Consider the following 23,389-nt stretch of genomic DNA (forward strand, 5'->3'; position numbering starts at 1 on the left):
TGCGTACCAGCGACACATCCCCGGCGCAGTCGACCGGATCCGTTTGCTAGGAGAGATTTTCCTTCCACACTGCGCAAAACTCGTCCGCGGTTGGACGGAGGAACCGTTTGATGACGATTGCGACAACGACAGCGGCGATGGCTGGCGCGATTCCGAAGCCAGTGACGAGAGTCGCCGCCATGTAGGATGCGACTGCGACACCGCCGAAACCGAAAGCCGTGAGAATCGACTCGCGATCCTTCTTATCTAATTCGCCGTCACCGCATACCAAGCCATACGCCTCCTTCTCCCACCGTTTCCAGATGCGTACGCCGAGATCACGGAGAGCATCGAGCGGTCCCATAGCCTCGCCATCATAGGTGACCTTCGGTCCGAAGCTACCCGCCACGATCGGGTCAGTCTCTATTGCTTTCGTGATAAGGCCGAGCTGTTCATAGAGTTGTTCCTCGTCGGACTCCAATAGCGCTGCGACAGCAGGTTCGGCTTGGTCGCTTAAGGTGCTCATGGTGAAATCTCCTTCGTCTTGTTGTTCACTCTCTTGTTCTCGGGGGACATCAACGTCTTGCCGGCGTCGCCGTACAAACTGTAGGCAAGTCCTAGAGGATTGCGCCGCCGCATGAACTCCTTTCGCGCCGCAAACAGAGCCGTTCCTACCGAGGCGCCGTTGACAAGGCGTTGCAGCACAGACCGCGCGAAAGCGTGCGCAAAAACAATGGTCATGGTGCACTCGGTGCCGAGAAAAGCAGCTGCACCGCGAGTGACAAAGAAGGTCGCAAAGCTCTCTCGGTTTAGTGCAGGGGTTAAGCGCGCGGACTCGCAGGCGTTCACGAACACGAGGGGCGCATTGTCGAAGCGAATTTGTTCGCGCTCAAGATTGCGCAGTCGGAGCTGACCGTGTGTGAGCTGGATCCACGACTCCTGGCCCTGTTCTCCAAGAAGGCGATCGTAGATGACTCTTAGTTTCTCTGCATCCGGGCCGGCCGCTTCGAGGGCGCCCTCTAGTGCCGGGTCTTTACCGACCGGCTCGCGCGCGTGTGCGTGCGTGAAGAAGTAGTACAAGTCACTTGCTGGAGCGTCCTTCAGGGCCGAGATGGCCTGGGATGCGGCGGTGATTGGCCCAAAGACATCGAGACGACCTCGGCTTCGTTCGGAAAGGGAAGTAACCATTTTGGAGTGGGCCTCCGCGTTCCGAAATTGACTCCAGACCATGTAGGACATCCGTGCGGGAATGGTGGGCACGCCATGGCGTTGGGACATCAGGCGGGCACTCGTCGGCAGTCGCTGCTCTATGCAGTAGCGCATGCCCCAGAAGCCGCTGGTGTCTGGAATCTCATACGGCAGATCCGGGACATCCGCGTCATAAATCATCGCCCACGGAAGAACGAAGTCCGAGGCGTTTGGGGCGACCGAAACCTGAACTATCGACCCGCTGGATAGCGGAGACTCCCCAAGAGCAGTTCCGACCTTCGACAGCGAAGAGTCGGGGTCGCCGCAGAACAGCACGGTGTGGAGGTCCCGTCCGGCCTTCGCCAGAGTACGGATCGAATCTAGGAAGACGCTATCGGTTCCTTCGATTTTTGTCGCGTACGAGCTGCCCATTGTTACCTTCAGTAGCGCGCGCCGGATGTCCGCGAGGTAGATGTTCAACTCAGCCAAAGTTGCGGGGAGACTTGCAGGCATCGAAACGGTATGGCCACTGCTGGACGTCCAGGTGAACTGGAGAGAGTATCCGAAGTCGCGAGCGGTGACGTCAACGTGCAGAGCTCGCTGAACCTCGGTTTTAAGTGATTCGTAGCCGCGCTCAAGCCGATCGTGCTCGAGCTCGATCGGATCGTCGATGTCCCACTGCGACCGCACGGTCGGCCGGAAACGCGAGACGACTTCAGCCCGGATAATGGCGGACTCGAGCAGGCACAACCGGTAGTAGAGCCGGACTCTTAGCTCAGCACGCGCATGACGATCGATCGTCGGATTGGCAGCAGTGACGGCGAATATCGCGTTCCGGGTAGAGTCGCCAGCATCCGGGAGAGTGAGACTGGCAATGTTCGTCTCGACCACAAGACCGGCCCCAGGCTCGACCACGACCAGAATTTCAGCCTTGTCGACATCGTGCGGGAGCGGGAGCACCGATCTTACTTCGCCCTGCACCGGCACACCACTGCGGGCACCGCGAATCGCAATCTCGAGGGTGTAGCCATTCCCTTCGCGCAACGCCGAATGAGGAGGAAGTGGCCCATTCTCATCGCGGAACGTCGCGTCGAGATACCGCGGCTGCTTGGCTTTTTCGTCGACAGCAGCTTGAAGCCCCTCGATTAGCGCATCGTCCTCTTCGGTTGATGGCCGGAGGCCGTAAGAGACGTACTCGTCTCGAAAGCCGCCACGCCGCTTCCCATCGAGGGCGGACGCGATAGTGGACAGAGCGGCTCGGGCGGCGAGCTCCCCTCGCTCCCGCGCGGAAGATAGCGCGCCCAACACCTCGCGCGACTGTGGCGAGAGCGTCAGCGTGTAACCCTCAGTCGTAACAAAGAACCACCCGGGGAAAGGGCCGGCGGCGATGTCAATTGACTGGATGGCGGCCTGAATCGCAGAGCATGTCTGCTGCACGATATTCGCGTCATCCGCCTGCAGGCCAGACAATAACATCGATGCGACCGCCGGCCCGAGTTCTTGGTCGGTAATTGCTGCGAGTGCGCTTGCAATCGGGCCCGCTTCTCCGTAGTCGGCATCCTGGAGTCGTTTGCCCAACGCAGACGCGATGTCGGCCCAAACCGGCGGTAATGACTGCCCAGGGCGGCGTTCGTCCAACGCAGACGCGCTGTGGGTCCGAACCGGCGGTAAAAACTTCCTAAGAGTAGAGCCCGCCGAAACGCGCCGAGCCAGGGCGGCGGCAGTCGTACCTCGCACGGAAACTAAGGGGTCATCAAGCAGCCGTATTGCCGTGCCCAGATACTCTTCATCGATAAACTCCATCGCCGAGGCGATGGCTTTTCGTATGTCCATCCTTGGATCGTCGATGAAGTGCATAAGCCAAGCTGCCCCCTCCGTACCGGTCAGAGCGGCGGCCTGCGCCGCGGCTATCACGATCCTTGGATCGCGATCATCCAGGAACGGGACCAACTCCGGTAGTGCTCCCGGACCTATCGCTAGCGAACGCACCACCGCCGCACGAACTCGACCGTCTGGATCCGTCAGCCGTGTCCGAAGTGCGGGGAGGGTTGAGGGGCGACTCACTTCGGCAAGCCGCTGAACAGCAGCGAGACGTACTTCGACTTCGGGATCGGACAAGAGCGCGACCATCTGGCGGAAACCCGTTCTCGCATTCACCGCGACCGCGCGAACTGCGCTCAAGCGAATGGCGGGAACCGGATCCTGCAGCAACTCAGTAAGTGCACGAGGCGGCGCCGGCGTCATCGCCGCGAACGCGTCGACAGCGGCAAGGCGTACCTCTGCAGCTTCGTCGTGCAGCAGCGCAACCAAAGTAGTCCTCGCAGACGGTACATCTAGGAACCCGAGAACGGATGCCAGCCGGCTCTTTTGCTCGACCGTTCCGTTCGAGCGAGCCGTGGTCAACACACGAACTACTAGCCTTCTGTCTTCGAGAAGCGCACCTAAGACGGCACGTCGGACAAAACGGTCACTGTCTTCGAACCTGTCTGCAAGGACTTCGACTCCCGCCTGACCAAGACGGCGAAGGGCACCCGCGACGGCATCGGCGAGTTGGGGTTCGCTCAGATGTTCGGAGAGCGGTCCGACGGCAGCCGCGTCACCAATCTCCCCAAGGGCATACGCGACGGCACGGCCGAGCTCGGACTCGCTCAAAAGCGTTGAGAGGGGTTTCACTGCTGACGGTTCACCTAGCTGCCCAAGCGCGTAAACCAAAGTCCTTCGGTCTTCGACGTCGCTCGTATCAAGCTTCTTCAGAAGGAGCGGGACCGATGCGACGTCCTTGGAACTCGCGAGGGCACGGACTACGTTTCGGTCAACTCCAGGCACTTCTAGCCTTGCGCGGAGAAGCTCGCGGCCCTCACGCGACTCAGTCATCAAGGCAGCCGCATCTGCGCTGCTGGGAGTATTTGAGTCGACGATGCGATTCAGAACTTGATTCACCTTGTTCCTCCGCGCATTGGCGCGCGGCGATTTGGCCAGCCTGCTCAAAATCCAAAAGTCCGGATCACGAGAACCCTCTACAGCATCGAGCAAGGCCTGAAATGCACTCTCATCATCGAGCTGCGCCAGGGTTTCGGCTGCTGTGTTTCTTGTAGGCGGATCCACGCTGTGGAGTAACTTCGTGAGAGGACTACGCAGAGCGTGCCATGAGTTCGGCTGTTCTGTTATCAGCAACTGAAGTCCTGCTGCCACGCCTAGGGCGCCCTCGTCGCCGCTTGCTTCAGCAAGCTCGCTTAGTACGGTGGCCGCTCGCTCCGGGTCGACTTGAACGAGCGACGTCGCAGCTGAGGCCTGCGCGGTCTCGCGGTCGGGGTCCCGGAGTAACGTCTCAAGGACGCCAGCAATTTCAACTCGCCGGTGCGGGAAGGCGTTTGCTGCCCGACCCAGCGCATTGAGGGCGGTTTCGTTCCGGAGACCCGCGATATATCGATGGTCGGAGGTCACAGGGTAGTTCCCTCGGGCGAGGTCGATGAGGGTATCGACCCCAAGCTCATGCCCGGCCAGCCGCGACGCCGCTGCCTCACGGTCCGCGTAACTATTCGCGGACAGCAGTTCCAGATCATCTTCGAGCGCCAACGTGAATTCCTAGATGGGCAGCGATGCTGAGTAGCGAACGCCGGCACTCGTTCCATGGCAGGAGCCTGGAGAAGAAGGACTGCTTAAGCTACCTTGCTCATGAATACAACCTGGGCGCGAACCCTGAAGTCTGCGTATCATCGAGGCTCTCCCTGGCTTCAATGCAATAAGCCCACAGTCTGCTCTTCCGCGCACCAAACGTCAACGACATCCCGCGAGCTCTGATAGACACCACGCGCGGACTCTGCTTGCACCAGTGGTCTAGCGCCGACCTGGACGAGCGGTGGCTGTGCCGGTCATTGACTTTGAAGCGCTGGGACTGAGTAACCCAGCTCAGTCCCTCTCCTGCTCTTGTTCGGGCGCCGGTCTCTCAATAGTCTGTGCTGACATGCCGGACGTCCGGCCTTTGAAGCTGAGCGGCTCCGCCGCGGTCAGGGCAATTGCCCGTTTTTCACCGCACAGGTCTCCCGTTACTGGTTGTGCACAATCCCGATTCGAGCTTCTCATCCATCGGAGACAAATCATGGCCCGCAGACACGCATCCGCAGCATCGATTTTCGCGCTCACCACCGTCCTGGCCTTCGCTGGGCTCAGCGTTCCAGCGCAAGCCGTGCCGGCACCGGTAGCCGATCCGCCGCTGATCGCCTTCCAGCTCACCACCACAGTCGACACCACCGTCGTTGGCGGTAGTCCGGACACCCCGGTGAGCATCATCTACCGCTTCAGCCCCACTCTTGCCCCTGTGGCCGAATCGGAAGTTCATGCCAGTTACGTGCCGCTGGAAAGGCTGATCATTGAAGTCGGCGATCAATGCACGGCAACGTCCGGGTCTGGCACAGGAATCGATGTTTTTAACAACTCCTCAAACACGTTGCTCGAGGATTCCTACAACGTGTTTGCCTATGGCGATTCCATCGCCGGCAAGCAACTGTTCGGGCGGGACGTTGAGAGTTTTCGCTTTCTCCTGGTCGACAATGACGGAACCATGTTCAGTGACGCCAGCCTGCCGACATCGGTGGCCTTTGCCGACGCGGCGGATTACATTCAGTTCAACCTGGTCCTCAGCGGGCGTGTCTTCCTGTTCCCACCAGAGTCCGTGCCGTTCCAGCTCAGCCCCTACAACGTCCAGGCCCCTGTCGATGCTCTGCGTGACTACCTCAGCGGACTGACGCTCAGCCCAGGTGTGAGGACTCCACTAGCCAACACCCTGGACAAGGCGAGCGGGTATTTGAATACCCTTACCCCAGCCAGCCTCCAGAAGGCCACCAAAGAGTTTGACCTGTTCATCAAGCAGGTTGAAGCGCAGCGGAACAAGGGCATAGACAGCGCCACGGCCGACACCCTCATTTCACTAACACGGGACGCAGTCGAATCCCTTCCCGGGTGCGCCTGACCTCTTGAGCTCGTTTTCCTTCTCCCAGCCCAGTGAAGACAAGGAACTTACGGCGACGTTAGACGCAGCAGGACCGGCTGGGCCCGGCTGACCGGCTGCACACAATCGACAGTGCACCTTGGCGCCCGGAGCTCACCAACTGCGCCGTGGCTTCAGCCATGGACAACAGGGAGTTCCGGACACCTGGACGCAGCGAAGGCCGGCACCTTTTCGGGGTGCTGGCCTTCGTGATTTTATGCAGCTGCTGGTCAGTCTTCCGCGGCGACGTCGTCTTCCGGGATCTGACCCGAGGCAATGCGCTCAGCGGTCCTTGCGAAGGCTGCATCGATGTACGCCGTCAAATCACTCTCCCGTACGCGCCAGATGCCGCGTCCACCAAATTGCCCGGCAGGCAACTCGCCACTGCGGACCAGCGAGTACACGAGCGAGGCCTTAACGTTCAGGATCTCCTGGACCTGTTCCAGAGTCAGCATCCTGGGGATCGCCGGTGTCGTGTCGGCCGCCGGCATCTTGTTCATGTCCTCTGTCCATTTCGGCATTCTCAATTCTCAATCGCCCTCCTTCCGGTGTTGCAGTTCGTCCATGGTGCGTTGCCCGCGCCGTAGTGAACCCGGCGGGGCGGGGTCCCATTTTCTGCCCTGGTTGTGTTTGCGCTGCAGGCGTTTCACTTCGTGCAGGGTGGCGCGGACGATGAAGTCCGACACGCTCGCGTCGCCTTCCAAGTGGCCGGCGGCAAGGAACGCTGCGCGGACCTGTCCGGCCTCGTCCTCGGTGAAGTAGGGAGTGAAGGCCGCGATCTTTCTAGATGGCATCCGCAAGGTATTCCTCCACAGCTTGCCGGTGTGTCAGGCCTCCCCGCAGTACCTCGCGGGCCAGTTCACGGGAACGTTCATCGGCGCGGCCGCCGGCGAGGTACTGTGCGGCGTCGGCGAAAGCAACGGCCTCGTCGATCTCGGATTCGGCCAGGGCGTCAGGGTCGCTGACTTCAGTCATAGTCTCAGCCTTTACATTGAAGGGAATACCCGGTACGGGGCGTCAATGGATCGTCCCACTCATCTGCCAGCGTCAGCGCGTCCGCTGGGCGAGACAGCTCACCAGTATGCCGGTTCGCCGTTGGGCCCGGGTCGGTTGATCCGCCCCTTCGGGTTGGCCTCTTTCCCGAACCACGGGTCATCTTCGGCGAACTGCGGGGCCGGTTCACTAATGGGCCGGTAGGTGTCATCCCCGTCGTCCCTGCTGTCGTCCCTGCTGTTGTCCGTGCTGTTCTCCTGGCGGACTTTGGGGGCGCGGCTGACCGCCACGTTCTGGAATCGCATGGACATGCCGATCTCTTCGACTTCGAGTTCGATCACGGTCCGCTTCTCCCCCGCCTTCGTCTCGTATGTCCGGGACTTCAGCAACCCGGAGGCAATGACGCGCATGCCCTTGGTGAGGGATTCCGCGACGTGCTCCGCGGCGTCCCGCCAGACGCTGGCGGGCAGGAACAGGGTTTCGCCGTCCACCCATTCATTCTTCTGACGATCGAACGTCCTGGGCGTGGAGGCGATGGTGAAGTTCGCTACCGCGGAACCGCCCGGGGTGAAACGCAGTTCGGGATCATTGGTGAGGTTGCCGATTACGGTGACGCTGGTTTCGCCTGACATTGGGGTTCGTTCCTTCTCTACTGGTTTCGTTCGGTGCGGCAAAGCGTTGCGTGCGGTGGGGCCCGTGGGCGCTGTCAGTCTTCGAGGTATTCGAGTGCCTCAAGCCGCTGGGACAGCTGGTCGGTGTGGATCTCCTTGAGCAGTACACGGTTTTCCATGAAGTACTCCCCCTCCTCGGGGGTGTCCCCCGACAGAAGGGACGAGGCTGCGTAGAAGCGGGCTTCCGGTCCTTCGGCAGGGTTCTCAAGCCGGTGCAGGATGTAGGCGATGGCCCGGAGCTCGGGATCCTGGCCGAACCGGGCGGGGCACGTCGTGCCGGGTAAGGATGGCGGTAGCGGTCATGATGCTGCCTCAATTCGGGTGGGGGTGTGGTTCATGACGGCCTGGACGAGTTTGTCGCGGCGGAGGCCGGACCAGTGGTCCTGGTCATCGGCATTGTTCTGCACCACGGGCGCCTGGGAGTAGCCGAGCTCTTCGGTGATGTATTCCAGCGCGACCGGCACTTCGGTGATGTCCACGGCGGTGTAGCTGATGCCCTTGGAGTCGAAGTACGCCTTGGTCTTATCGCACTGGGGGCAGTCCGGCTTGGTGTAGACCGTGTACTCGGTGGTGGAAGTCATTTCAGCACCTGGTTTCGTATCTCGATTAGTTTCGTTCGTCTGGCTGACTTGCTACCTCCATTCTACCAATCATTCAACTGAATGAATAGGCGTTCAGCCGCTAATTCTAGGGGTTTTCGTTAAATATTTGTGCCTAATTCGTGGCCTGCCCGTCAGCAGAGTGGCGTTGGCTGTCAGTTTCAGAAGTCGTCTGCACCGAATGTCAGAAGTCCTCTGCACGGGGTGTTCTGTGTTCGAAAGCGGAGCCCATTGCGCCCTGAACCCTAGCCATATCGGCGCAATAGCCAACTTTTCCAGCACCAACGACACGTCAAAGCAAGGGAGCGCTATCTGAGCGTCAAGCCCGCGAAGCAGCGGCCCGTACCAAAGATTGGGGCGCGTACACAACACACAAAGCGGACGTGGTGGCGGCGATCCTCAAAGGCTCCGAGGTCCGACTAGTGCAGACCGGCGGCCCGGAGGACGACCCGACTGCAATCGTTACGGACCCCTTCAACGACTCACTCGTGGTCGTGAGCGAGGCAGATGAGCCGCTGGCGACGATGCAGCTTACCCGAATGCCTGGCATGCCGCCTGACAACGCTAAACCCCCAGACTCACAGAATCCGGGGCAGCCCCCTCATATACTTCTCGAATGAGTGCGTCTAGCCCTACTGACGATAGTGACGAGCCTCCCGCAGCTTCTCCTCGAGCTCAGTCGCTTACATCGACTTTGCCTACTGAAACGGGATCAACCGCGCTCGGTCCAATTGTCGAGCCACCTGATCGGATCAGGTGGCTCGATGTACCCCTCTCTCCGCTTCTCTTAGCCCGGTCCGGGTGGAGGAAGGTCCCAAGCGGTGCACGATCTACCGTTCGCGTTATCGTCTGGCTCGCCTTCCTGGCGGGGATCGTTTGCGTGGCATTTTCCTATGGTGAAGAGGTTTACCGATCTGTCGTGGGTTGGAAAACAGGAGCTGAGTGGGAAGCTTTCTTGCAGCGCTTCATCACAAGCCCCGCAGCCGCCGGTACTGCGGCCCTACTAGCAGCGATCATTGCAGCCAGGTCCTTCGCCAGGGGCTTGAATCATACGAAGGAAGAAGCACAGGCTAACCGCATTAAGGAGGCAGCAGAGGCGTGGTGGGAACAGTTTGAGTGGGTTACCGACCGAATCGTCCCAAAGGATCCCAAGCAGGAACGGCTCCATAACGGATTGGCGACCTCCCTCCTTCGGGCTCTAGAGGCAACAGCTGGTGGTGAGTTTCAACGTGGGGCTGTTGACGGAATCAGACATACCTACATCCGCGGTACTGCGATCCCTCTCTCCAAGGCAACACTTGGGGAGCTAAGAGCTCAGCTGAGAGAAGTACATACCTTCGCGGAAGCTTCTTGGATCTCCGGAGACCCCAAGCTAAAGGCCCACTTCCGGGCCTACGTCTATCTCCTCGAAACATTGGTGGCGCTGCGCACGGCTTGGAAGACGGAGGACATCGTCGTCGAGCCGGCTGAACAGTATCTGTGGAAATCACGATGCAAGGCTCATGCCTTGGTACGCATCCATCGTCACTGGGTCGTCGTAAACGCGACCACTCGTAAGGCTGAAGATCTCGGCATGGAAACCAAAACGGATCTAGACCGAGTAACTGACCACATGGGGGATTTGAAAGCAGACTTCCTCGTGGTGGTGGCGCTCAATCCCCTGGAGAACGTGACGTGGCAAGAGACACACAGCAAAGATCCACGCATTCGCCTCGTCCATTGGGATCCAAAAGAGGATGCTGCAGAACTCCGCGAACGGATTGAACTTCACATTGGCCCCGATGGCCCCACCTCTAGTCTGCCTGCCAACGAGGAGCTCGAGGACGACATTTGGTAGTTCGATCTACCGATTAGTATCGACCCGAGCCAAACCGTTCGGCGCGACCCATTCCGACCACATACAGGTTAACGGCTTGGTCCTCCTTTGACCGTCCGCGCTCTGCAACCGCTACCGGTCTGCGGGGACCGCCGGGCGCCTTGGAGTTTGCCGGATTACCTCGCGAGGGTGCGCGCCATGGTCCGCGCCCGCGATGACGGCCACGGATATCCTCGGTGTCGCTGTGTCCTCGATGTCGTTCTCGAGCTTTACACGGTCGATCAGCGTGGTGCGAACCTCGTCGGCACAGCCCACATCGTTGCTGATCGTGACCATGAACGCTAGACCGGCACGATCGGATGCCCCGGTTGCGGCGGCCTTACCGCGGCGGTCGTTTCACAGGACCATCTGCTGTGACATCTGAATCCATTCTTGGAAACGAAGGATTTCGAGAAGAGGTGCATTTGAGAATTGTTGTTCGTGCAACGGGGTGCCGCAAGGTGACGTCCCTCGGCGGAAGACCGCCGTCGTGACGACAACGCCGGCCACAGGCCGTGGTTCTCATAAATAGTTCTCAAAACTGCAGAGTCGAGGTAGGGGTCCGAATCGAGTTTTGAGAAGAGAAAACCCTATGGCTGCACACCGTATCGGCTATGCCAGAGTGTCCACGCGCGACCAGAACCTTGATCTGCAGTGGCTGCCCTAAAAAAGGTGCAGGATGCGATCGCATCTTTGAAGACACAATGAGCGGCACCAAGGCCGGCCGCCCCGGTCTTACCAAAGCGCTGGAAGCACTCCTTGAGGGAGACACTCTCATTGTGTGGAAGTTGGACCGTCTAGGCCGTAGCGTGAAGGACCTCCTGGATTTCGCCGGAGGCCTGAACAAGCGCTGCATTGGTTTTGTCAGTCTCACCGACTCGATCGACACCACCACCGCCTCCGGACGCTTCTTCTTCAACGTGATGGCCTCCCTGGCGCAGATGGAACGCGAACTCATGGTCGAACGCACCCAGGCAGGCGTACAGGCAGCCCGCGAACAGAGCCGGGCCGGCGGACGTAAACGTGTAATGACTGAGGCCAAGTTCCGCTCAGCACGGAGCTCCTCAACCATGGAGCGCCGCCCAAGGAAGTTGCCGCCAGCCTCGGGGTATCGGTGCCCATACTGTACCGCTGGGTACCGGCCACGACCCCTAAAGCAGATGCAGCCCCATAGCTCGGCCTTTGGTGCAGACGACTTCTGAAACTGACACTAGCCGCCCCGTGTCTGGTCCTCGGAATAGAGTCGCAGTAGAAGCTGCCGCCCTCGGCTTTGCCTTGACGGATTGCAACGCCCCGCGAGAGCCGCGGCTTCCGGATACCGGACGGGCGGGTGCGATTCAGATCGCGGCCTCATGCCAGCGGTGTCGTGGACGACCGATTAGTGAGAATCGATGGGTGCCTGGATATTTGCGGCACGGTGGACTCTCTGACAATAAGCTGCGGCTCCAGAGTGCGTGAGCTGATTTCTCGACCGTCAATGCGGGCAAGAATCAGCTCCAGGGCTTGCTTTCCCATTTCACTCATTGGCGATCGAACCGTGGTGAGGGGTATGGGGAGGGATCCGGCGATGGAGACATCGTTGAATCCTATGATTGCCACGTCCTCGCCGGCTTGCAGCCCTTCTTCGCGTAGGGCGCTGAAGGCACCTATTGCCGCAAAGTCGTTGACGGCGAAGAGTGCTGTGGGCCTCGGTCGGAGCTGTAATAGCTTCGTGGCGGCCTGGTGGCCTGCCTCTACATCGAAGCCTGAAATCAACACCCGGTCTTCTTGGAGGGGAAATCCGGCGTCGGCGTAAGTTTGAAGGAAGCCTGCAGTCCGATCGAGGCCGGTGCTGGCATAGGATTCACCGGCGATCACTGCTGGACTGGTATGCCCAAGGGACAGCAGGTGGCGGGCCGCCAGCTGGCCTCCCAGGAAATCGTCGCAGGTCACCGACGGGTGAATGCCTGAGCGGCGGCTGACGAGGACGAACGGAATTTTGCGGTCGACCAAAGACTCCGCCAGCGTGTCGGTCATTGGGCTGTCTCCCAGAATGAGTCCGTCAACCCGTCGGGCAATCAGCATCTCTGCACGATCGATGCGCTCAACGGGATCGTCTCCGCTGTTGGCGACGAAGACGTTGTAGCCGTGCTCCCGTGCCGCTTCCTCGATGCCCTGGTAGATCGTGGCCAGAACCAAGTCGGTGAGTCGAGGTACAAGGACGCCGATGAGGCTGCTGCGGCTTGTGCGCAGCCCCGTGGCATGGGGATTCGGGGCATAGCCAACTTCCCGGGCGACCTCTCGGATCCTTGAAGACGTTGCTTCGGATGCGGCCCTTACGCCCGGAGTTTTTGACGGTGAGAGTACCCGCGAGACCGTCGTGACATGGACGCCCGCGATTTCCGCGATAGTGCGCAGCGTTGGACGGCCGGAGTCGTCGGCATGGGGCAGGGGTTGATCTCTCAGGGTCATGTTAGCCACCTTATCGGGCCTTCACGCGCGGCGGACAGGGACACATTCAGCCTTTCTGCACTCCCTCTTGACATGTGATCCACATTACGCTCACACTTGAGAAAACGTTAGGGCCAATCGTTAGGGCAGTTTTGAAAAAGATCGCAGTCATCACCACGGGAGGCACAATTGCGAGCCGTGCAGACGCCTTCGGTGCACAAGTAGCCGCTGTTCCAGGGGCCGATCTACTGGCTTCGGTGACCATCCCAGCCGGTGTCACCGCCGAAGTCAGGGATCTGTTCTCCGTGAACAGTTACGCCATGACTCTGAGCAGGATGGACCAGGTTAGGTGGGCAGTGAACGAAGCCCTGTTGGAGCCGCAAATCCAGGGGGTTGTGGTGGCACATGGCACAGACACGCTGGAGGAAACAGCCTTCCTCATTGAGCTATTCCACTCCGACCCCAGCCCGGTGGTGTTTACGGGTGCTCAACGCAGTGCCGATACGCCGGGTAGCGACGGCCCAAGCAATCTGGGCGACGCCATCGCCTTGGCCGCCTCGCCGGCTGCCGCTGAGCTGGGAGTTCTCATCATGTTCGACGGGGTCGTTCATTCGGCCCGCGGGGCGAGAAAAACTCATACCACCGCCCTTGCAGCCTTCAGCGATCCTGACTTCGGCCCACTTGGTCACTTGGAACGCGGGGAACTCGTGCTCCACTCACGCCCCGTCCGTAGTGCCCCTCTCGGATTCCCGATCGCTGATTTCACCGACATCCAGGTGGACATTGTGACGCTCTACCCGGACGTCAGCGCCACGGCCCTCGATGCCTATGCGGCGGCGGGGGCACGCGGCCTCGTCCTGGAAGCAACAGGCATGGGAAACGCCAATCCCGAAATCGTTGCCGCAGTGGCAAGACATGTCACGGACGGTATCCACGTGATCCTTTCCACGAGGGTCAATGCCGGTCCCGTCCGCCCCGTCTACGGCGGCGGCGGCGGCGGGCATGACCTTATGGCGGCCGGCGCTATCTCCGCCGGCTATCTTCGCCCCAGCCAAGCCCGTATCCAGCTGGCTTCCCTGCTGGCCTGCGGGGCAAACAAAGACCAGATTTTCAACTCCTTCCGGCCCGATCCACATCGGGCGGAAGCAAATCAATCCGCATCTCCCTACCCAGCTAAGGAACTCTCATGAACACCCGTCCCCTCCCCATGAGCCCCATCCGGGCGGCCGCAGTACAGTTCGACCCTCAGGTCGGCATTGAAAACAAGAAGGCCAACCTGGCCGAAACCCTCCGCCTCATCGGCGAAGCTGCAGACGCCGGAGCAAACCTGATCGTGCTGCCTGAACTCGCCAACACCGGCTACTCCTTCGAAACGAGGGAAGAGGCCTACGCTCACGCAGAAAGCGTCCCGGAAGGAGAGTCCACGACGACGTGGGCCTCCCTGGCTAGCGAGCGGAACCTGTACATCGTGGCAGGCCTCGCTGAACTCGACGGCGTCTACCTCTACGACACAGCCGTACTGATCGGGCCCGATGGATTCATCGGTAAATACCGTAAAACCCACCTTTGGGACAGGGAAAAGCTGATCTTCACTGCGGGCGACTCCGGATACCCCGTCTTTGAAACAAAGATCGGCCGCATCGGACTTCTGGTGTGCTGGGACATCTGGTTCCCCGAGGTTCCCCGCATCTTGGCCGCGCAGGGGGCCGACATCATCTGCAGCGTCAACAACTGGGTATGGACGCCGCCGCCGCTCTTCGACGCCGCCGGAAACTGCATGGCTGCCTATCTCACCATGTCGGCATCACACGTCAACAACGTTCCGATTGTCGCCGCAGACAGGGTCGGAACGGAACGGGGCGGCAAATTCCTTGGCTGCTCCCTCATCACCGGCACTAACGGCTGGCCGATCGGTGAGATCGCGGATCCGGAGAAAGACACCATCGTCTACGCCGACCTCGACGTTGTTGCATCACGCTCTGCCCTTATCTGGAACAGCCACAACGACCTTGCACGGGACCGGCGCACGGACCTCTACGACCCACTGCTTGGCTACACCGCCGGCACACCCCTCCCACGTTAAGGGCCTCCATTACTATGTCTTCGTCAATAAGCCAAAGCCAGGCCAGCGAAGTGTCCCCGCGCATGGAACGCAGTGCTGTGGGCACAGCCGTGGGAGCCTTCGGCATCGTCGCTATTATTGGGGCGCTGGCCCTGCTCCTGAACGTTCTGGTACAGCAGTCCCCTCGACTCGGATCCGGCTTTGCCGAGTGGCCGGGTGCTGTGCTCGAGTCTCCAGTGGACGCCATAAGGTGGTTCTTCGGAGACATGACTGAACCACAGTTCTACAAATCAGACCTTGCGGCGGCCGGACTGCTCGCCGGCGCCGGACTGGCCTGGTGGGCGAGCCGTCGCAACAAGCGCTGGGGTGGTGCGCCTCTGTCCTATGGCACCGGATTGTGGCCCTGGATCCTTACTGCAGCGACTCTGAGTCTGTTGCTGTCCAACATCGCGTTTGATTGGACTCTGGCCGGAGGATGGCAGCCCACATTTGTGCCCTTCGTTTGCGTTGCTTCGGCCCTTGTTCTGGTCTACGGCCGGGGCTGGAAAGTCTGCATCACCGGAGCGGTTCTGGGTGCCCTGACCACAACGCCCGTGGCCATGCTCCTCATAGCGACTGTAACCACTCCGCTGGGGCTGCCACCCGTCGTGGCGAACGTCCTCGCCATGTCCGTCGGCGCCGCCCTGACGTTCCTGATAGCCCGAAAGCTCCCGTGGCTCTCAATACCGAAGCCGGCGGACACGCCGACGGAACCGCAAGCCCACACAATCCCAGCACCTTCCACCCGGAGCGATGTCGCTTGGGCAGCACGACGGGTCCTTTCCGACTACACCGAGACTCAATTCTTCGCCAATGAGCTGGCCAGCATTGGCGTCATCCTCGGGGTATCCATCGCCTTTGTACTCAACCCGGCCCTGCCCTCATATGGCTCCAACCTTGTTCCCCACATCATCTTCGCCCAGGCGCTGACCTCAGCAATTGGCGTCGTCCTATGGCGGGGCTGGTATCGAAACGGTGGCTGGGCCCCCACATACGTTTCACTGGTATCTGTGGCACCAGCAGCCGTTCTGACCTTCAACGGCTCATGGCTGAGCATCGTCGGCGGAGCAGTTCTGGGAGCGATCATTGCGCCACCCATCGCCAGGACAATCTCTGCTCGCCTCCCGAAGGATTTCCACCCGTTCATCGGAAACACCTTGTCGATGGCAATTTCAACGGCAATCATCTTGCCCACCCTCGGATTCCTCAGCTCAGGTATCGGCTAGGCACCCAAATGCATCAGAAGCAAAGCGAGGCGAGAATGCGCCCACCAGAGGGATTTCGACAGGACTGGTCCCAAATAGAAATCGGTGACCGCGTGCATGTGAAACTTGAGTCGGGGCAAACATATTTTGGAGTCATAGACGACGCCGACCAAGACCGAACAGTTGTTTGGATAGCCGCCCATGGCCTACATCGCCGGAGACTTCTTCACTGTGAAGGACCCGACGAGATCTGGGTAGCGTACTAGACACACGGGAGACCGACGGACGGTCTCAGTTCCAAGCCGGACCGTCCACTGAAAGACTGCAAGAGAACTCTCCGATTTGGTGAAGCTCACGACGCAGAAGGCCCTCGTTCAGAAGTATCTGAACGAGGGCCTTCTGCAGGTCAGGCTCAGTGGACTTATCCATGAGTGTTGCAACCACCCTTGGAACTCACCCGAGTGGCCCCTCCTGGGTTTTCCCTCTGCAAAGGAAATCTATGGGTTCAGTTTTGGCTGACTGGTGCTGCCGCTGACCCAGGACTCCACATCCGTGTGAGGCGTGCGGTGTGATGGGCGGTGGTTCTCCTCGGGGCGAATGGACTGCCTGACTTGTTGGAAGACCTGCTCAGGCGCCGCCAAGTCGCGCCCCGTCACTGAGCCGATACGTCGCACGGTAGCCGTCCCTGGCCACGGTTGCCGTTTGGGATTTGCGGTCGATTCGTATTTCGCCGTTCCGGCCGAAGAGGTCCGCCGGCGACTTCGCCGGGCGTCAGGTTGGGCAGCGGCGGCCGGCTGTCGTCGAGCACGCGGGCGAGTGCTCTCGTGAACCGCCCGGCGGGCGTCTGATCGGGGTGGTCATTGCCCCGGTTCGGCGCCTCGTCCTCCTCGTTGACCGGGCGGAGGGCGAGTCCGATGCGAACGGTCAGCCCGCAGAGGATGAGTCCGATGCTGACGAAGAAGAAGTCGACAGACCAGCCTCCCGATAACGGCAGAAGCATGGCGAGAAGGAGAATTTTCGCGTGTGTACCGGTCGGACGGCCTAGTTTCGGCAGGGGGCCGGTGAGGTATAGCCGGGTCACCGCCAAAATGATCAGGGCCAGCACCGCAATCAGGCCCCAGCCTGACAGCACCAACGCAAACAGGGCCACACTTTCCGCCGGGTCGGTGATGATCCCCAGGATGCCGCCTGCTGCTCCAGCGTAGGCAAGGTATCGGAAGCTGGTCGTGCCGGCAGTGATCAGGTTCAGTCGGGCTTTCATGGTTGTCATCCTAGGTTTGAGGGGCGGACATTGTCGGCTGATGGCAGTGGTGCAGCGCGGCACCCGGGTTATCAGGGAATGGCCGTCCGCCGCTGGTGAGTGGCTGCTGTGGTTCGCCCGGGCGGCGGACCGCCCGACGTCTGGGAGGTTCCTGGCCATCTCGTGGTGGGTGAGCTGGGACCTTTGCCGGGCGGTGGGGTGCCGCCCGGCAAGGGTGTTTCAGATCAGGCGGCGGGTTCGGTCTTGTGGTCGCTGTCGATGATGATCTGTTCGACTTCGCTTGCTGTGTATCCCCATGTGACCAACTGGTTTAGGTAGTCTCTGTGGGTCTGGCTGGGTGAGCGCCATGAGTCTTTGGCAATGGTCTTTTCGTACCCGGCGCAGATCAGCGCGATCAGGGCGAACTCGGGGCGTGCGGTGGTCTTCGCGACGTGGTCCCTGAGCGGGTTCCATGCCCACTGGGTGGACTCTTCGAATTTCGTTCCGATCATTTCAGCGGCGACCTCGCCCTCGTATCCGCTGGCGGTTTCCGAGTGGTGGGTGATGGCGTGGACGGTGAAGTACTGCCAGCCCTTGGGGGCCTGTTTCCCGGTCAGCAGGTTCTTGACCCATTCGCGGCGGACCGTGGTGGCGGACTGCATCAGCTTGTTGTTCTCTATCAGGGTCTTTCGTTCGGCTTTCTGTTCCTCGCTCATTGGGCCTTTGGTGGCCGATGATGTGCCGTAGCCGCCGTAGCGGAGCGTGTATCCGAGCTCCTTCCATCCGGCGATTACCGGGACGGTGCTGTGCGTGCCGTTGTAGCTGGTGATGATAGCGACGGCGTTGGCGTCCTCGTCGATGGCCGGTTCGCCGTCGGGACGGTTGAGCGACGATACCCTTGCGTTCTCGCTGTCGCCGTCGTACCCGGCTTCCACGACGGTGTTTCCTGCCGCTTCCAGTTCGGCGGTCATTGCGGCCAGCGCGGCGGCGCGGTCCCGCTTGTCGCGGAGTTGCTGGGTGACGTGCAGGAGCATGTCAGCTTCACCCCGAATCACCGATTCCAGTTCCTCGGTCGCGCCCGCGTCGTCCTCGAACTCGGCCAGAATCAAGGCTTCCTCGACCGTGTAACCCTTGCCCAGGGCGGCCGTTCCGGTGTCAGTGGACTTGGCTTTGAGGGCACTTTCGACGGTGGTCTTGGTCCTGCCGGTCTTCTTGGCGATCGAGGCGGCGGATACGCCGATCAGGGACAGCTGGTGGTAGGCGTCGGCTTCGTCGGCTTCGGTCAGTTCTGCGCGGTGGATGTTCTCCACCACCTGCGTCACGATGCGTTCGGCTTCTTCGGGGCTGTTGATGATCATCACCGGGATAGCCTCGCGTGCGGCTTCGACGGCGGCACGGGTGCGGCGCTGGCCCATCAGGACATGCACGGTTCCGTCGTCCTTGCGGTGGGCGATCACCGGTTCCATTACACCGTGTTCCTTGATACTCGCGATGAAGTCGGAGGTCAGGGCCGCGTCCTTGCGAACGTTGATATCAACGGTCAGGCTGGCCGGGTCGAGCATTTCAAGCGTGGGTGTTTCGTTCATGGGTTTGTCCTTTTGCAGAGGATTGGGGTGAGTGGGGCGACCATTGGTGACCGGCCAGCGTCCCCTCTTCCCCCCGTTGTTTTGGCTGCTGGCGAAGCTTGCGGAGCTGTGGCCGACGGAGGCCTGTCTACCCGTGAGGGCAAGGGGCGGGAAATTCCCGGAGGAAATCAGTGACGAAGGAGCGCCGCAGGGAAATTCGTGCGCCGCAGGCCCCGACGAAGGAGGGGCTAGACGGGCCGGAGCGGCCACGTACAATCCGTCAGGACAGCAGCCAAAACAGAAAAGAATGCTTCTACAGTCCGAGCGAAGCGAGGCCCTTTTCAGCGTTTAAGAGGGCTGAGGCCGGCCCCTTGGGGCCGGCCTCAGTTTTCCCTCAGCAAAAGGAAACTTGTGCTGCAGCGTCATCGCTGCGGAAACCTATGGGTCCAGCGGGGATTTCTCCCAAGAGATATCAACGATGGGGGCGCCTGGCTGCGGCATGGTCACCATCGAGAGCTCGAGGACGTCCTGGGCATGGGTGGCATCGGCGGGTGCTGCGTCATCCTCCGTGAGGATGTACTCGTGGCTCATGTTCGGCTCCCAGGCTCTTGGTGGATCGTGTTCCCTTTCCACTGTAGCCCGGCGTCCGGCCGTTGCCCGCTTGTGGTGCTGCGCCCGCGGCAGCGTGATCGGCGGCCGGAGGAGCGCATGCGGGGGAGGCCGCCGACGCACCCAAGGGGCCGGACCGTTTTTCCCGGTCCGGCCCCGTTGCTTTTAGCGGTGCCGCTTGTAGGCGGTTGCCTGGTTCTTCGCGACCGGGGCGATGGTGCCCCGGCTCACGAGCTGGTCCATCAGTTCCGCGAGCCTGTAGCCCGGTGTATCAGCCAGAGCAAGCTTGAAGTGGTCCGCAGCGACTGACGACTGGCCTTTGAGGTACGCCAGCCATCCGATCAAGGTCAGCAGGGGCGCCCGGTAGCCTTCCGGCGCGGCGTCGATGAGGTCCCGGGCGGTTTCCTGCGCCCGGTCCACGCGGTCCCAGTCCGGGGCGATACCCTCCCCCACGAGCAGATTCCCGCTGTCCTCGGCGTCCGGCAGCTCGGGGTCGATCACGTTGCAGAGCAACGTGTCGCGCAGGTCCGGGCGCTGAAAGCACGCCAACAACTCCACCGCTGCCTCAGGATCCATCCAGCCGTCCCGGGTCAGGGCCTCTGCCCACAGTTCCCGGCCCGGGCGCAGGTCCGCGCCGAGCACTCCCGGGAGGGCATGACGGATCTGTTCCTCCATGTCTGCCGGGCCTGCGAACGGCGGGTAGCTGGTGCCGGGGGTCTTTTGGTAGCTGCTGCCTCGGAACACCAGTTCGGCGTTCAGTTGCCCGTCGGTGATGGTTTCCAGCGATTCGGGCGGGCAGCACCCGGCGTCGCTGTCGCACAGCAGGTTCTGCCAGTGCGATGGGGTGACCAGCCACGCGTCCTGCAGCGGGGTACCTGCACCCTCCAGCGTCTCAATGACGGCCTCGACGTGGTCGTGGAAGGGCCGGGGCTGTCCGAGGGCGGGGGTGCTGGCTGTGTAGATGGCCAGCAGCACCGCCGTGGCCTGAGTGTCCAGTGCGAGGTAGTCCGCCATGGAGCGGGCGAAACCGACGGGTTCGGCGAACGCGGGGGCGTCGACGCGGAGTGTCGCGCCGAGCGTTTTGCCGCGCATGGTCAGGAACACGAAGGATTCCCGCGGCACGAACCCGAGGGAGTGCGGGATGAATCCGAGAATGTCGGCGGGGCTGGAGATGCGGATTGCGTCGTTCATGTTGAAGGTCCTTTGCTGAGGATTAGGCGGGCGGGGCGGATTAGGTGACCGGCCAGCTTCCCCTCTCCCCCCGTTGTTTTGGCTGCTGGCGAAGCTTGCGGAGCTGTGGCCGACGGAGGCCTGTCTACCCGTGAGGGCAAGGGGCGGGAAATTCCCGAAGGAAATCAGCGACGAAGGAGCGCCGCAGGGATATTTCGTGCACCGAAGGCCCCGACGAAGGAGGGGCTAGACGGGCCGGAGCGGACACGTACAATCCGTCAGGACAGCAGCCAAAACGTCGTAGACAGAAGAGGGCCAGGGGGTCCGGAGCTCTGCGACGGTGCGTCCTGGCCCCAACAGCCGGCCGCGTCAGCGGACGCCCTTTCCTTGGGTGAGCCCTGCGAACCCTTTATCAGCACCCCGGGTCTTCTTTCGGAGTCCCTGACTTCGGCGGCCGCGCGCCCAGGTCGCCGGCACTGAGCATGCGTATGGCGCTCCGCCGCAGCCGACCCGCCGCGCCAGCCGGCCACGACGGCGGACCGCCAGCGGTGACCGCCCCGGCAACGGGACGGCCACCTGCAGGGACTAGTCTGCGAGGAGTTCGGCCAGTTCGGCCGCATCGGACACCAGCACCGCCGCGCCTTCCTTCAAGAGCCGGTGGCATCCTGCGGAGTTGGCGCTGTGCACGCTCCCGGGGACGGCCGCGACATGCCGGGCGATGGTTTCGGCGTGGTGGGCGGTATTCAGCGCCCCTGAGCGCCAGCGGGCTTCCACGACACAGGTCACCCCTGCGAGGGCGGCGATGATGCGGTTTCTCTGCAGGAACCTGTACCGGGTCGGGGCGGAACCGGGCGGGAGCTCTGAGAGCGTCAGGCCGTTGCCGCGGATCGCGGCGGCGAGGTCAGCGTTACCTGACGGGTAGTCCCGGTCAAGGCCTCCTGCCAGTACTGCAAGGGTCGCCGGTCCTTCTCCCTGGCTCCCGGCCAACGCGGCCCGGTGCGCGTGCGCATCGATGCCGTAGGCCAGCCCTGAGATCACGCAGATTCCACGTTGGGCCAACCCGTACGCCATATCCCCTGTAACTGAGGCGCCGTAGCTGGTTGAGTCCCGGGAACCGGTCAGGGCCACACATTTCGAAGGCGCCGGGATGCCGTTGTCGATGTTCCCCCGGTACCAAAGCCCGTACGGGGCGTCGGGCAGATCGTCCAAGCCTTCCGGCCAGTGTTCATCTCCCGGGATGAGGAATCCGCCGCCCAGGCGTTCGATGGTGGCCAGGTCCTTCTCCGGGTCGACCTCGGGAACCCGCGGAGCCCACCGCTTCAGGGCCTCTGACAGTTCTTCGACCGTGGCCTCCGGAATGGCGTGTACGGGCTGCGCGCCGGTGGCAAGCCTCAACGCGGCGTACGCGCCGAGCCTGCCCACGAGGGCCCGACCGATACGGTCGCCGGGTTCGAAGAGTCGGGTCAGGGCTGCGCGTGCAGTGCGATCGTTCATGGTTTCTCTCGTCCTTTGCTGAGGATCCGGTGGGTGGGGCGGCTTTGGTGACCGGCCAGCTTTCCCTCTCCCCCGGGTTGTTTTTGCCTGCTGGCGGAGAATCGCGTAGCTGTGCCCGACGGAGCCGGAGCAACCCGAAGGGCAAGCAGCGGATGGGTTGTGGGAGGAAATAAGCGAAGCGCCGACCCAAGGCATCGGCTGCGCAGCCGTCCGCAGGACGGTTGCGCCGGTGGAGCGGGCACGTACCATCCGGAGGACAGCAGCAAAAAACAGAAAAACGCTTCTACAGCCCGAGCGAAGCGAGGTCCTTGCAGTAGCCCCGGGCGCTGGCTAAGCGAGGCCGGAACCCGGAGTCTTCAGGCAGCGCATGGTTGCCGGGCTACGATGTGGTGCTCTCGCCTTGCACCACGGGCTTGCTGGTGGCGGTAGAGCGTTGCGCGGCTCCATCCAACGAGACGGGCGGCGTCTTCGGCGGTGCGCCCCTTGGCGCGGGCGTCCTGGGCGATCGCGAGTTTGTCTGCGATGACCCCCGGATCGGACAGCGGGCGGCCGAAGCGTGTGCCGTTTTGTCGTGCTGCGGAGATGCCGGCATTGACCCGCTCGACAATGAGCTCGCGCTCATCCTCAGCAAGGGTTGCGAGCATGTTCAACATCAGCCGGCCTGACGAGGTTGCCGGGTCAATGCCATCGGAGATGGACCGGACCTGGACACCGCGGCCGCGCAACAGGGCCACCGTGTTCAGCACGTCGATCAGCGACCGGCCCAAGCGGTCGACGCGCCACACAACAACGATGTCGCCTTCCTCCGCATACTCGAGGAGCCTTTTCATGCCGTGCCGCTCGATCGCCGTCTTGCTACCGGAGGTCACGTCGGCAAAGACGTCACGTTTCTGCACCCCAGCGGCAACCAGCGCGTCCAGCTGTAGCCGGGCGTCCTGGCCTGAAGTACTCACACGGGTATAACCCAGTAGCCTCACAAAGCAATTCTGACTTGAAAAGCCCCCACCATGCCTCCAGCGAGACAAATTGCAGTGAGACGGCTTTGCGAAACGGGGACAGCCCAGTGTTTCCACCACTCGCTCGGGCTTCCGATGAGCCCGATCCATGTCTCGAAAAGCTGTTGTTTTCCAAGACGGCGAACTGACGTGAGCGCTTTCCAACGTGAGTGAAGGTTGTAATGCGGGGGGACAGCTCCGGGGAAGCAGCCTAAGCCCCTCCAAAGCAGATACCTAGCGTCGGCGTCTCATCAGTTACTCGTGCCCTCAGTCGTAATGGAGCCCCAAGTGTTTACTCGGCTAAGGAT

General features: G+C 61.6%; 21 protein-coding genes. 6 read left to right on the top strand and 15 right to left on the bottom strand.

Features of this window, described 5'->3' with window-relative positions; genetic code table 11:
* Positions 1-46: 46 nt before the first annotated feature.
* Together J2805_RS18635 and J2805_RS18640 are read right to left on the bottom strand one after the other, a co-directional pair.
* A complete protein-coding gene (locus J2805_RS18635) occupies positions 47-505 on the bottom strand; it encodes a hypothetical protein (protein WP_309978887.1) in 459 nt (152 codons plus the stop codon).
* Positions 502-4,743, bottom strand: a complete 4,242-nt coding sequence (locus J2805_RS18640) for a HEAT repeat domain-containing protein (RefSeq protein WP_309978888.1) — start codon at positions 4,741-4,743, stop codon at positions 502-504. Before J2805_RS18640 ends, J2805_RS18635 begins: the two co-directional genes overlap by 4 nt.
* 388 nt (positions 4,744-5,131) lie before the next feature.
* On the opposite strand from J2805_RS18640, the gene J2805_RS18645 reads away from it, so the two are divergent.
* Positions 5,132-6,136: a basic helix-loop-helix domain-containing protein gene (locus J2805_RS18645; protein ID WP_309978890.1), complete on the top strand. Its 1,005-nt coding sequence runs from the start codon at positions 5,132-5,134 to the stop codon at positions 6,134-6,136.
* Positions 6,137-6,384: 248 nt separating this feature from the next.
* Here the strand turns inward: J2805_RS18645 and J2805_RS18650 are convergent, their stop codons facing one another.
* From J2805_RS18650 to J2805_RS18670, 5 genes are all read right to left on the bottom strand, one after another.
* Positions 6,385-6,675 carry a helix-turn-helix domain-containing protein gene (locus J2805_RS18650; protein WP_309978892.1) on the bottom strand — a complete coding sequence of 97 codons (291 nt, stop codon included), beginning with the start codon at positions 6,673-6,675 and terminating at the stop codon, positions 6,385-6,387.
* 9 nt (positions 6,676-6,684) lie between these two features.
* The gene (locus J2805_RS18655) at positions 6,685-6,948 is read right to left on the bottom strand and encodes a ParB family protein (protein ID WP_309978894.1); all 264 of its coding nucleotides are present in this window, start codon (positions 6,946-6,948) and stop codon (positions 6,685-6,687) included.
* Complete coding sequence (locus J2805_RS18660) at positions 6,938-7,129, bottom strand: hypothetical protein (protein ID WP_309978896.1); 192 nt, start codon at positions 7,127-7,129, stop codon at positions 6,938-6,940. The genes J2805_RS18655 and J2805_RS18660 overlap by 11 nt, the downstream gene beginning before the upstream one ends.
* Positions 7,130-7,227: 98 nt before the next feature.
* Positions 7,228-7,779, bottom strand: coding sequence for a single-stranded DNA-binding protein (locus tag J2805_RS18665; RefSeq protein WP_309978898.1), 552 nt, complete (start codon positions 7,777-7,779; stop codon positions 7,228-7,230).
* Positions 7,780-8,117: 338 nt separating this feature from the next.
* Positions 8,118-8,399, bottom strand: coding sequence for a glutaredoxin family protein (locus J2805_RS18670; RefSeq protein ID WP_309978900.1), 282 nt, complete (start codon positions 8,397-8,399; stop codon positions 8,118-8,120).
* An 898-nt stretch (positions 8,400-9,297) separates the two neighbouring features.
* Between J2805_RS18670 and J2805_RS18675 the strand changes: the two genes are divergently transcribed.
* A complete protein-coding gene (locus tag J2805_RS18675; protein WP_309978902.1) occupies positions 9,298-10,254 on the top strand; it encodes a hypothetical protein in 957 nt (318 codons plus the stop codon).
* A gap of 111 nt (positions 10,255-10,365) precedes the next feature.
* On the opposite strand, the gene J2805_RS18680 is transcribed toward J2805_RS18675, so the two are convergent.
* Complete coding sequence (locus J2805_RS18680) at positions 10,366-10,569, bottom strand: hypothetical protein (RefSeq protein ID WP_309978904.1); 204 nt, start codon at positions 10,567-10,569, stop codon at positions 10,366-10,368.
* A gap of 407 nt (positions 10,570-10,976) precedes the next feature.
* Here J2805_RS18680 and J2805_RS18685 point away from each other — a divergent pair, with 407 nt between their 5' ends.
* Positions 10,977-11,474: a recombinase family protein gene (locus J2805_RS18685; RefSeq protein WP_309978907.1), complete on the top strand. Its 498-nt coding sequence runs from the start codon at positions 10,977-10,979 to the stop codon at positions 11,472-11,474.
* A gap of 148 nt (positions 11,475-11,622) precedes the next feature.
* On the opposite strand, the gene J2805_RS18690 is transcribed toward J2805_RS18685, so the two are convergent.
* Positions 11,623-12,723, bottom strand: coding sequence for a LacI family DNA-binding transcriptional regulator (locus J2805_RS18690; protein WP_309978909.1), 1,101 nt, complete (start codon positions 12,721-12,723; stop codon positions 11,623-11,625).
* Between the two features lie 74 nt (positions 12,724-12,797).
* Here J2805_RS18690 and J2805_RS18695 point away from each other — a divergent pair, with 74 nt between their 5' ends.
* The 3 genes from J2805_RS18695 (at position 12,798) to J2805_RS18705 (ending at position 16,029) form a co-directional block, all read left to right on the top strand.
* Entirely contained in the window at positions 12,798-13,892 is a 1,095-nt protein-coding gene (locus tag J2805_RS18695) for an asparaginase (protein WP_309978911.1), read from the top strand.
* Positions 13,889-14,785: a nitrilase family protein gene (locus J2805_RS18700; RefSeq protein WP_309978913.1), complete on the top strand. Its 897-nt coding sequence runs from the start codon at positions 13,889-13,891 to the stop codon at positions 14,783-14,785. Before J2805_RS18695 ends, J2805_RS18700 begins: the two co-directional genes overlap by 4 nt.
* 62 nt (positions 14,786-14,847) lie before the next feature.
* Complete coding sequence (locus J2805_RS18705; protein WP_309978915.1) at positions 14,848-16,029, top strand: hypothetical protein; 1,182 nt, start codon at positions 14,848-14,850, stop codon at positions 16,027-16,029.
* A gap of 631 nt (positions 16,030-16,660) precedes the next feature.
* On the opposite strand, the gene J2805_RS18710 is transcribed toward J2805_RS18705, so the two are convergent.
* From J2805_RS18710 to J2805_RS18735, 6 genes are all read right to left on the bottom strand, one after another.
* Positions 16,661-17,269: a hypothetical protein gene (locus J2805_RS18710; RefSeq protein ID WP_309978917.1), complete on the bottom strand. Its 609-nt coding sequence runs from the start codon at positions 17,267-17,269 to the stop codon at positions 16,661-16,663.
* Positions 17,270-17,493: 224 nt separating this feature from the next.
* Positions 17,494-18,834, bottom strand: a complete 1,341-nt coding sequence (locus J2805_RS18715; RefSeq protein WP_309978919.1) for a ParB/RepB/Spo0J family partition protein — start codon at positions 18,832-18,834, stop codon at positions 17,494-17,496.
* A gap of 417 nt (positions 18,835-19,251) precedes the next feature.
* On the bottom strand, positions 19,252-19,404 hold the full coding sequence (locus tag J2805_RS18720) for a hypothetical protein (RefSeq protein WP_309978921.1): 153 nt from the start codon (positions 19,402-19,404) through the stop codon (positions 19,252-19,254).
* Positions 19,405-19,587: 183 nt separating this feature from the next.
* On the bottom strand, positions 19,588-20,613 hold the full coding sequence (locus J2805_RS18725; RefSeq protein WP_309978923.1) for a DUF4192 domain-containing protein: 1,026 nt from the start codon (positions 20,611-20,613) through the stop codon (positions 19,588-19,590).
* Positions 20,614-21,177: 564 nt separating this feature from the next.
* Complete coding sequence (gene dprA / locus J2805_RS18730) at positions 21,178-22,086, bottom strand: DNA-processing protein DprA (RefSeq protein ID WP_309978925.1); 909 nt, start codon at positions 22,084-22,086, stop codon at positions 21,178-21,180.
* Positions 22,087-22,442: 356 nt separating this feature from the next.
* Positions 22,443-23,063, bottom strand: coding sequence for a recombinase family protein (locus tag J2805_RS18735; protein WP_309978927.1), 621 nt, complete (start codon positions 23,061-23,063; stop codon positions 22,443-22,445).
* Positions 23,064-23,389: the final 326 nt, after the last annotated feature.

The organism is Arthrobacter oryzae, from assembly GCF_031454875.1.
Lineage (GTDB): Bacteria > Actinomycetota > Actinomycetes > Actinomycetales > Micrococcaceae > Arthrobacter > Arthrobacter oryzae_D.

What these genes read in the sequence shown, in the direction of transcription:
- J2805_RS18635 (WP_309978887.1), bottom strand. Translation starts at nt 505, where the DNA reads ATGAGCACCTTAAGCGACCAAGCCGAACCTGCTGTCGCAGCGCTATTG.
- J2805_RS18645 (WP_309978890.1), top strand. Translation starts at nt 5,132, where the DNA reads ATGCCGGACGTCCGGCCTTTGAAGCTGAGCGGCTCCGCCGCGGTCAGG.
- J2805_RS18650 (WP_309978892.1), bottom strand. Translation starts at nt 6,675, where the DNA reads ATGCCGAAATGGACAGAGGACATGAACAAGATGCCGGCGGCCGACACG.
- J2805_RS18655 (WP_309978894.1), bottom strand. Translation starts at nt 6,948, where the DNA reads ATGCCATCTAGAAAGATCGCGGCCTTCACTCCCTACTTCACCGAGGAC.
- J2805_RS18660 (WP_309978896.1), bottom strand. Translation starts at nt 7,129, where the DNA reads ATGACTGAAGTCAGCGACCCTGACGCCCTGGCCGAATCCGAGATCGAC.
- J2805_RS18665 (WP_309978898.1), bottom strand. Translation starts at nt 7,779, where the DNA reads ATGTCAGGCGAAACCAGCGTCACCGTAATCGGCAACCTCACCAATGAT.
- J2805_RS18670 (WP_309978900.1), bottom strand. Translation starts at nt 8,399, where the DNA reads ATGACTTCCACCACCGAGTACACGGTCTACACCAAGCCGGACTGCCCC.
- J2805_RS18680 (WP_309978904.1), bottom strand. Translation starts at nt 10,569, where the DNA reads ATGGTCACGATCAGCAACGATGTGGGCTGTGCCGACGAGGTTCGCACC.
- J2805_RS18685 (WP_309978907.1), top strand. Translation starts at nt 10,977, where the DNA reads ATGAGCGGCACCAAGGCCGGCCGCCCCGGTCTTACCAAAGCGCTGGAA.
- J2805_RS18690 (WP_309978909.1), bottom strand. Translation starts at nt 12,723, where the DNA reads ATGACCCTGAGAGATCAACCCCTGCCCCATGCCGACGACTCCGGCCGT.
- J2805_RS18700 (WP_309978913.1), top strand. Translation starts at nt 13,889, where the DNA reads ATGAACACCCGTCCCCTCCCCATGAGCCCCATCCGGGCGGCCGCAGTA.
- J2805_RS18705 (WP_309978915.1), top strand. Translation starts at nt 14,848, where the DNA reads ATGGAACGCAGTGCTGTGGGCACAGCCGTGGGAGCCTTCGGCATCGTC.
- J2805_RS18710 (WP_309978917.1), bottom strand. Translation starts at nt 17,269, where the DNA reads ATGAAAGCCCGACTGAACCTGATCACTGCCGGCACGACCAGCTTCCGA.
- J2805_RS18715 (WP_309978919.1), bottom strand. Translation starts at nt 18,834, where the DNA reads ATGAACGAAACACCCACGCTTGAAATGCTCGACCCGGCCAGCCTGACC.
- J2805_RS18720 (WP_309978921.1), bottom strand. Translation starts at nt 19,404, where the DNA reads ATGAGCCACGAGTACATCCTCACGGAGGATGACGCAGCACCCGCCGAT.
- J2805_RS18725 (WP_309978923.1), bottom strand. Translation starts at nt 20,613, where the DNA reads ATGAACGACGCAATCCGCATCTCCAGCCCCGCCGACATTCTCGGATTC.
- dprA (WP_309978925.1), bottom strand. Translation starts at nt 22,086, where the DNA reads ATGAACGATCGCACTGCACGCGCAGCCCTGACCCGACTCTTCGAACCC.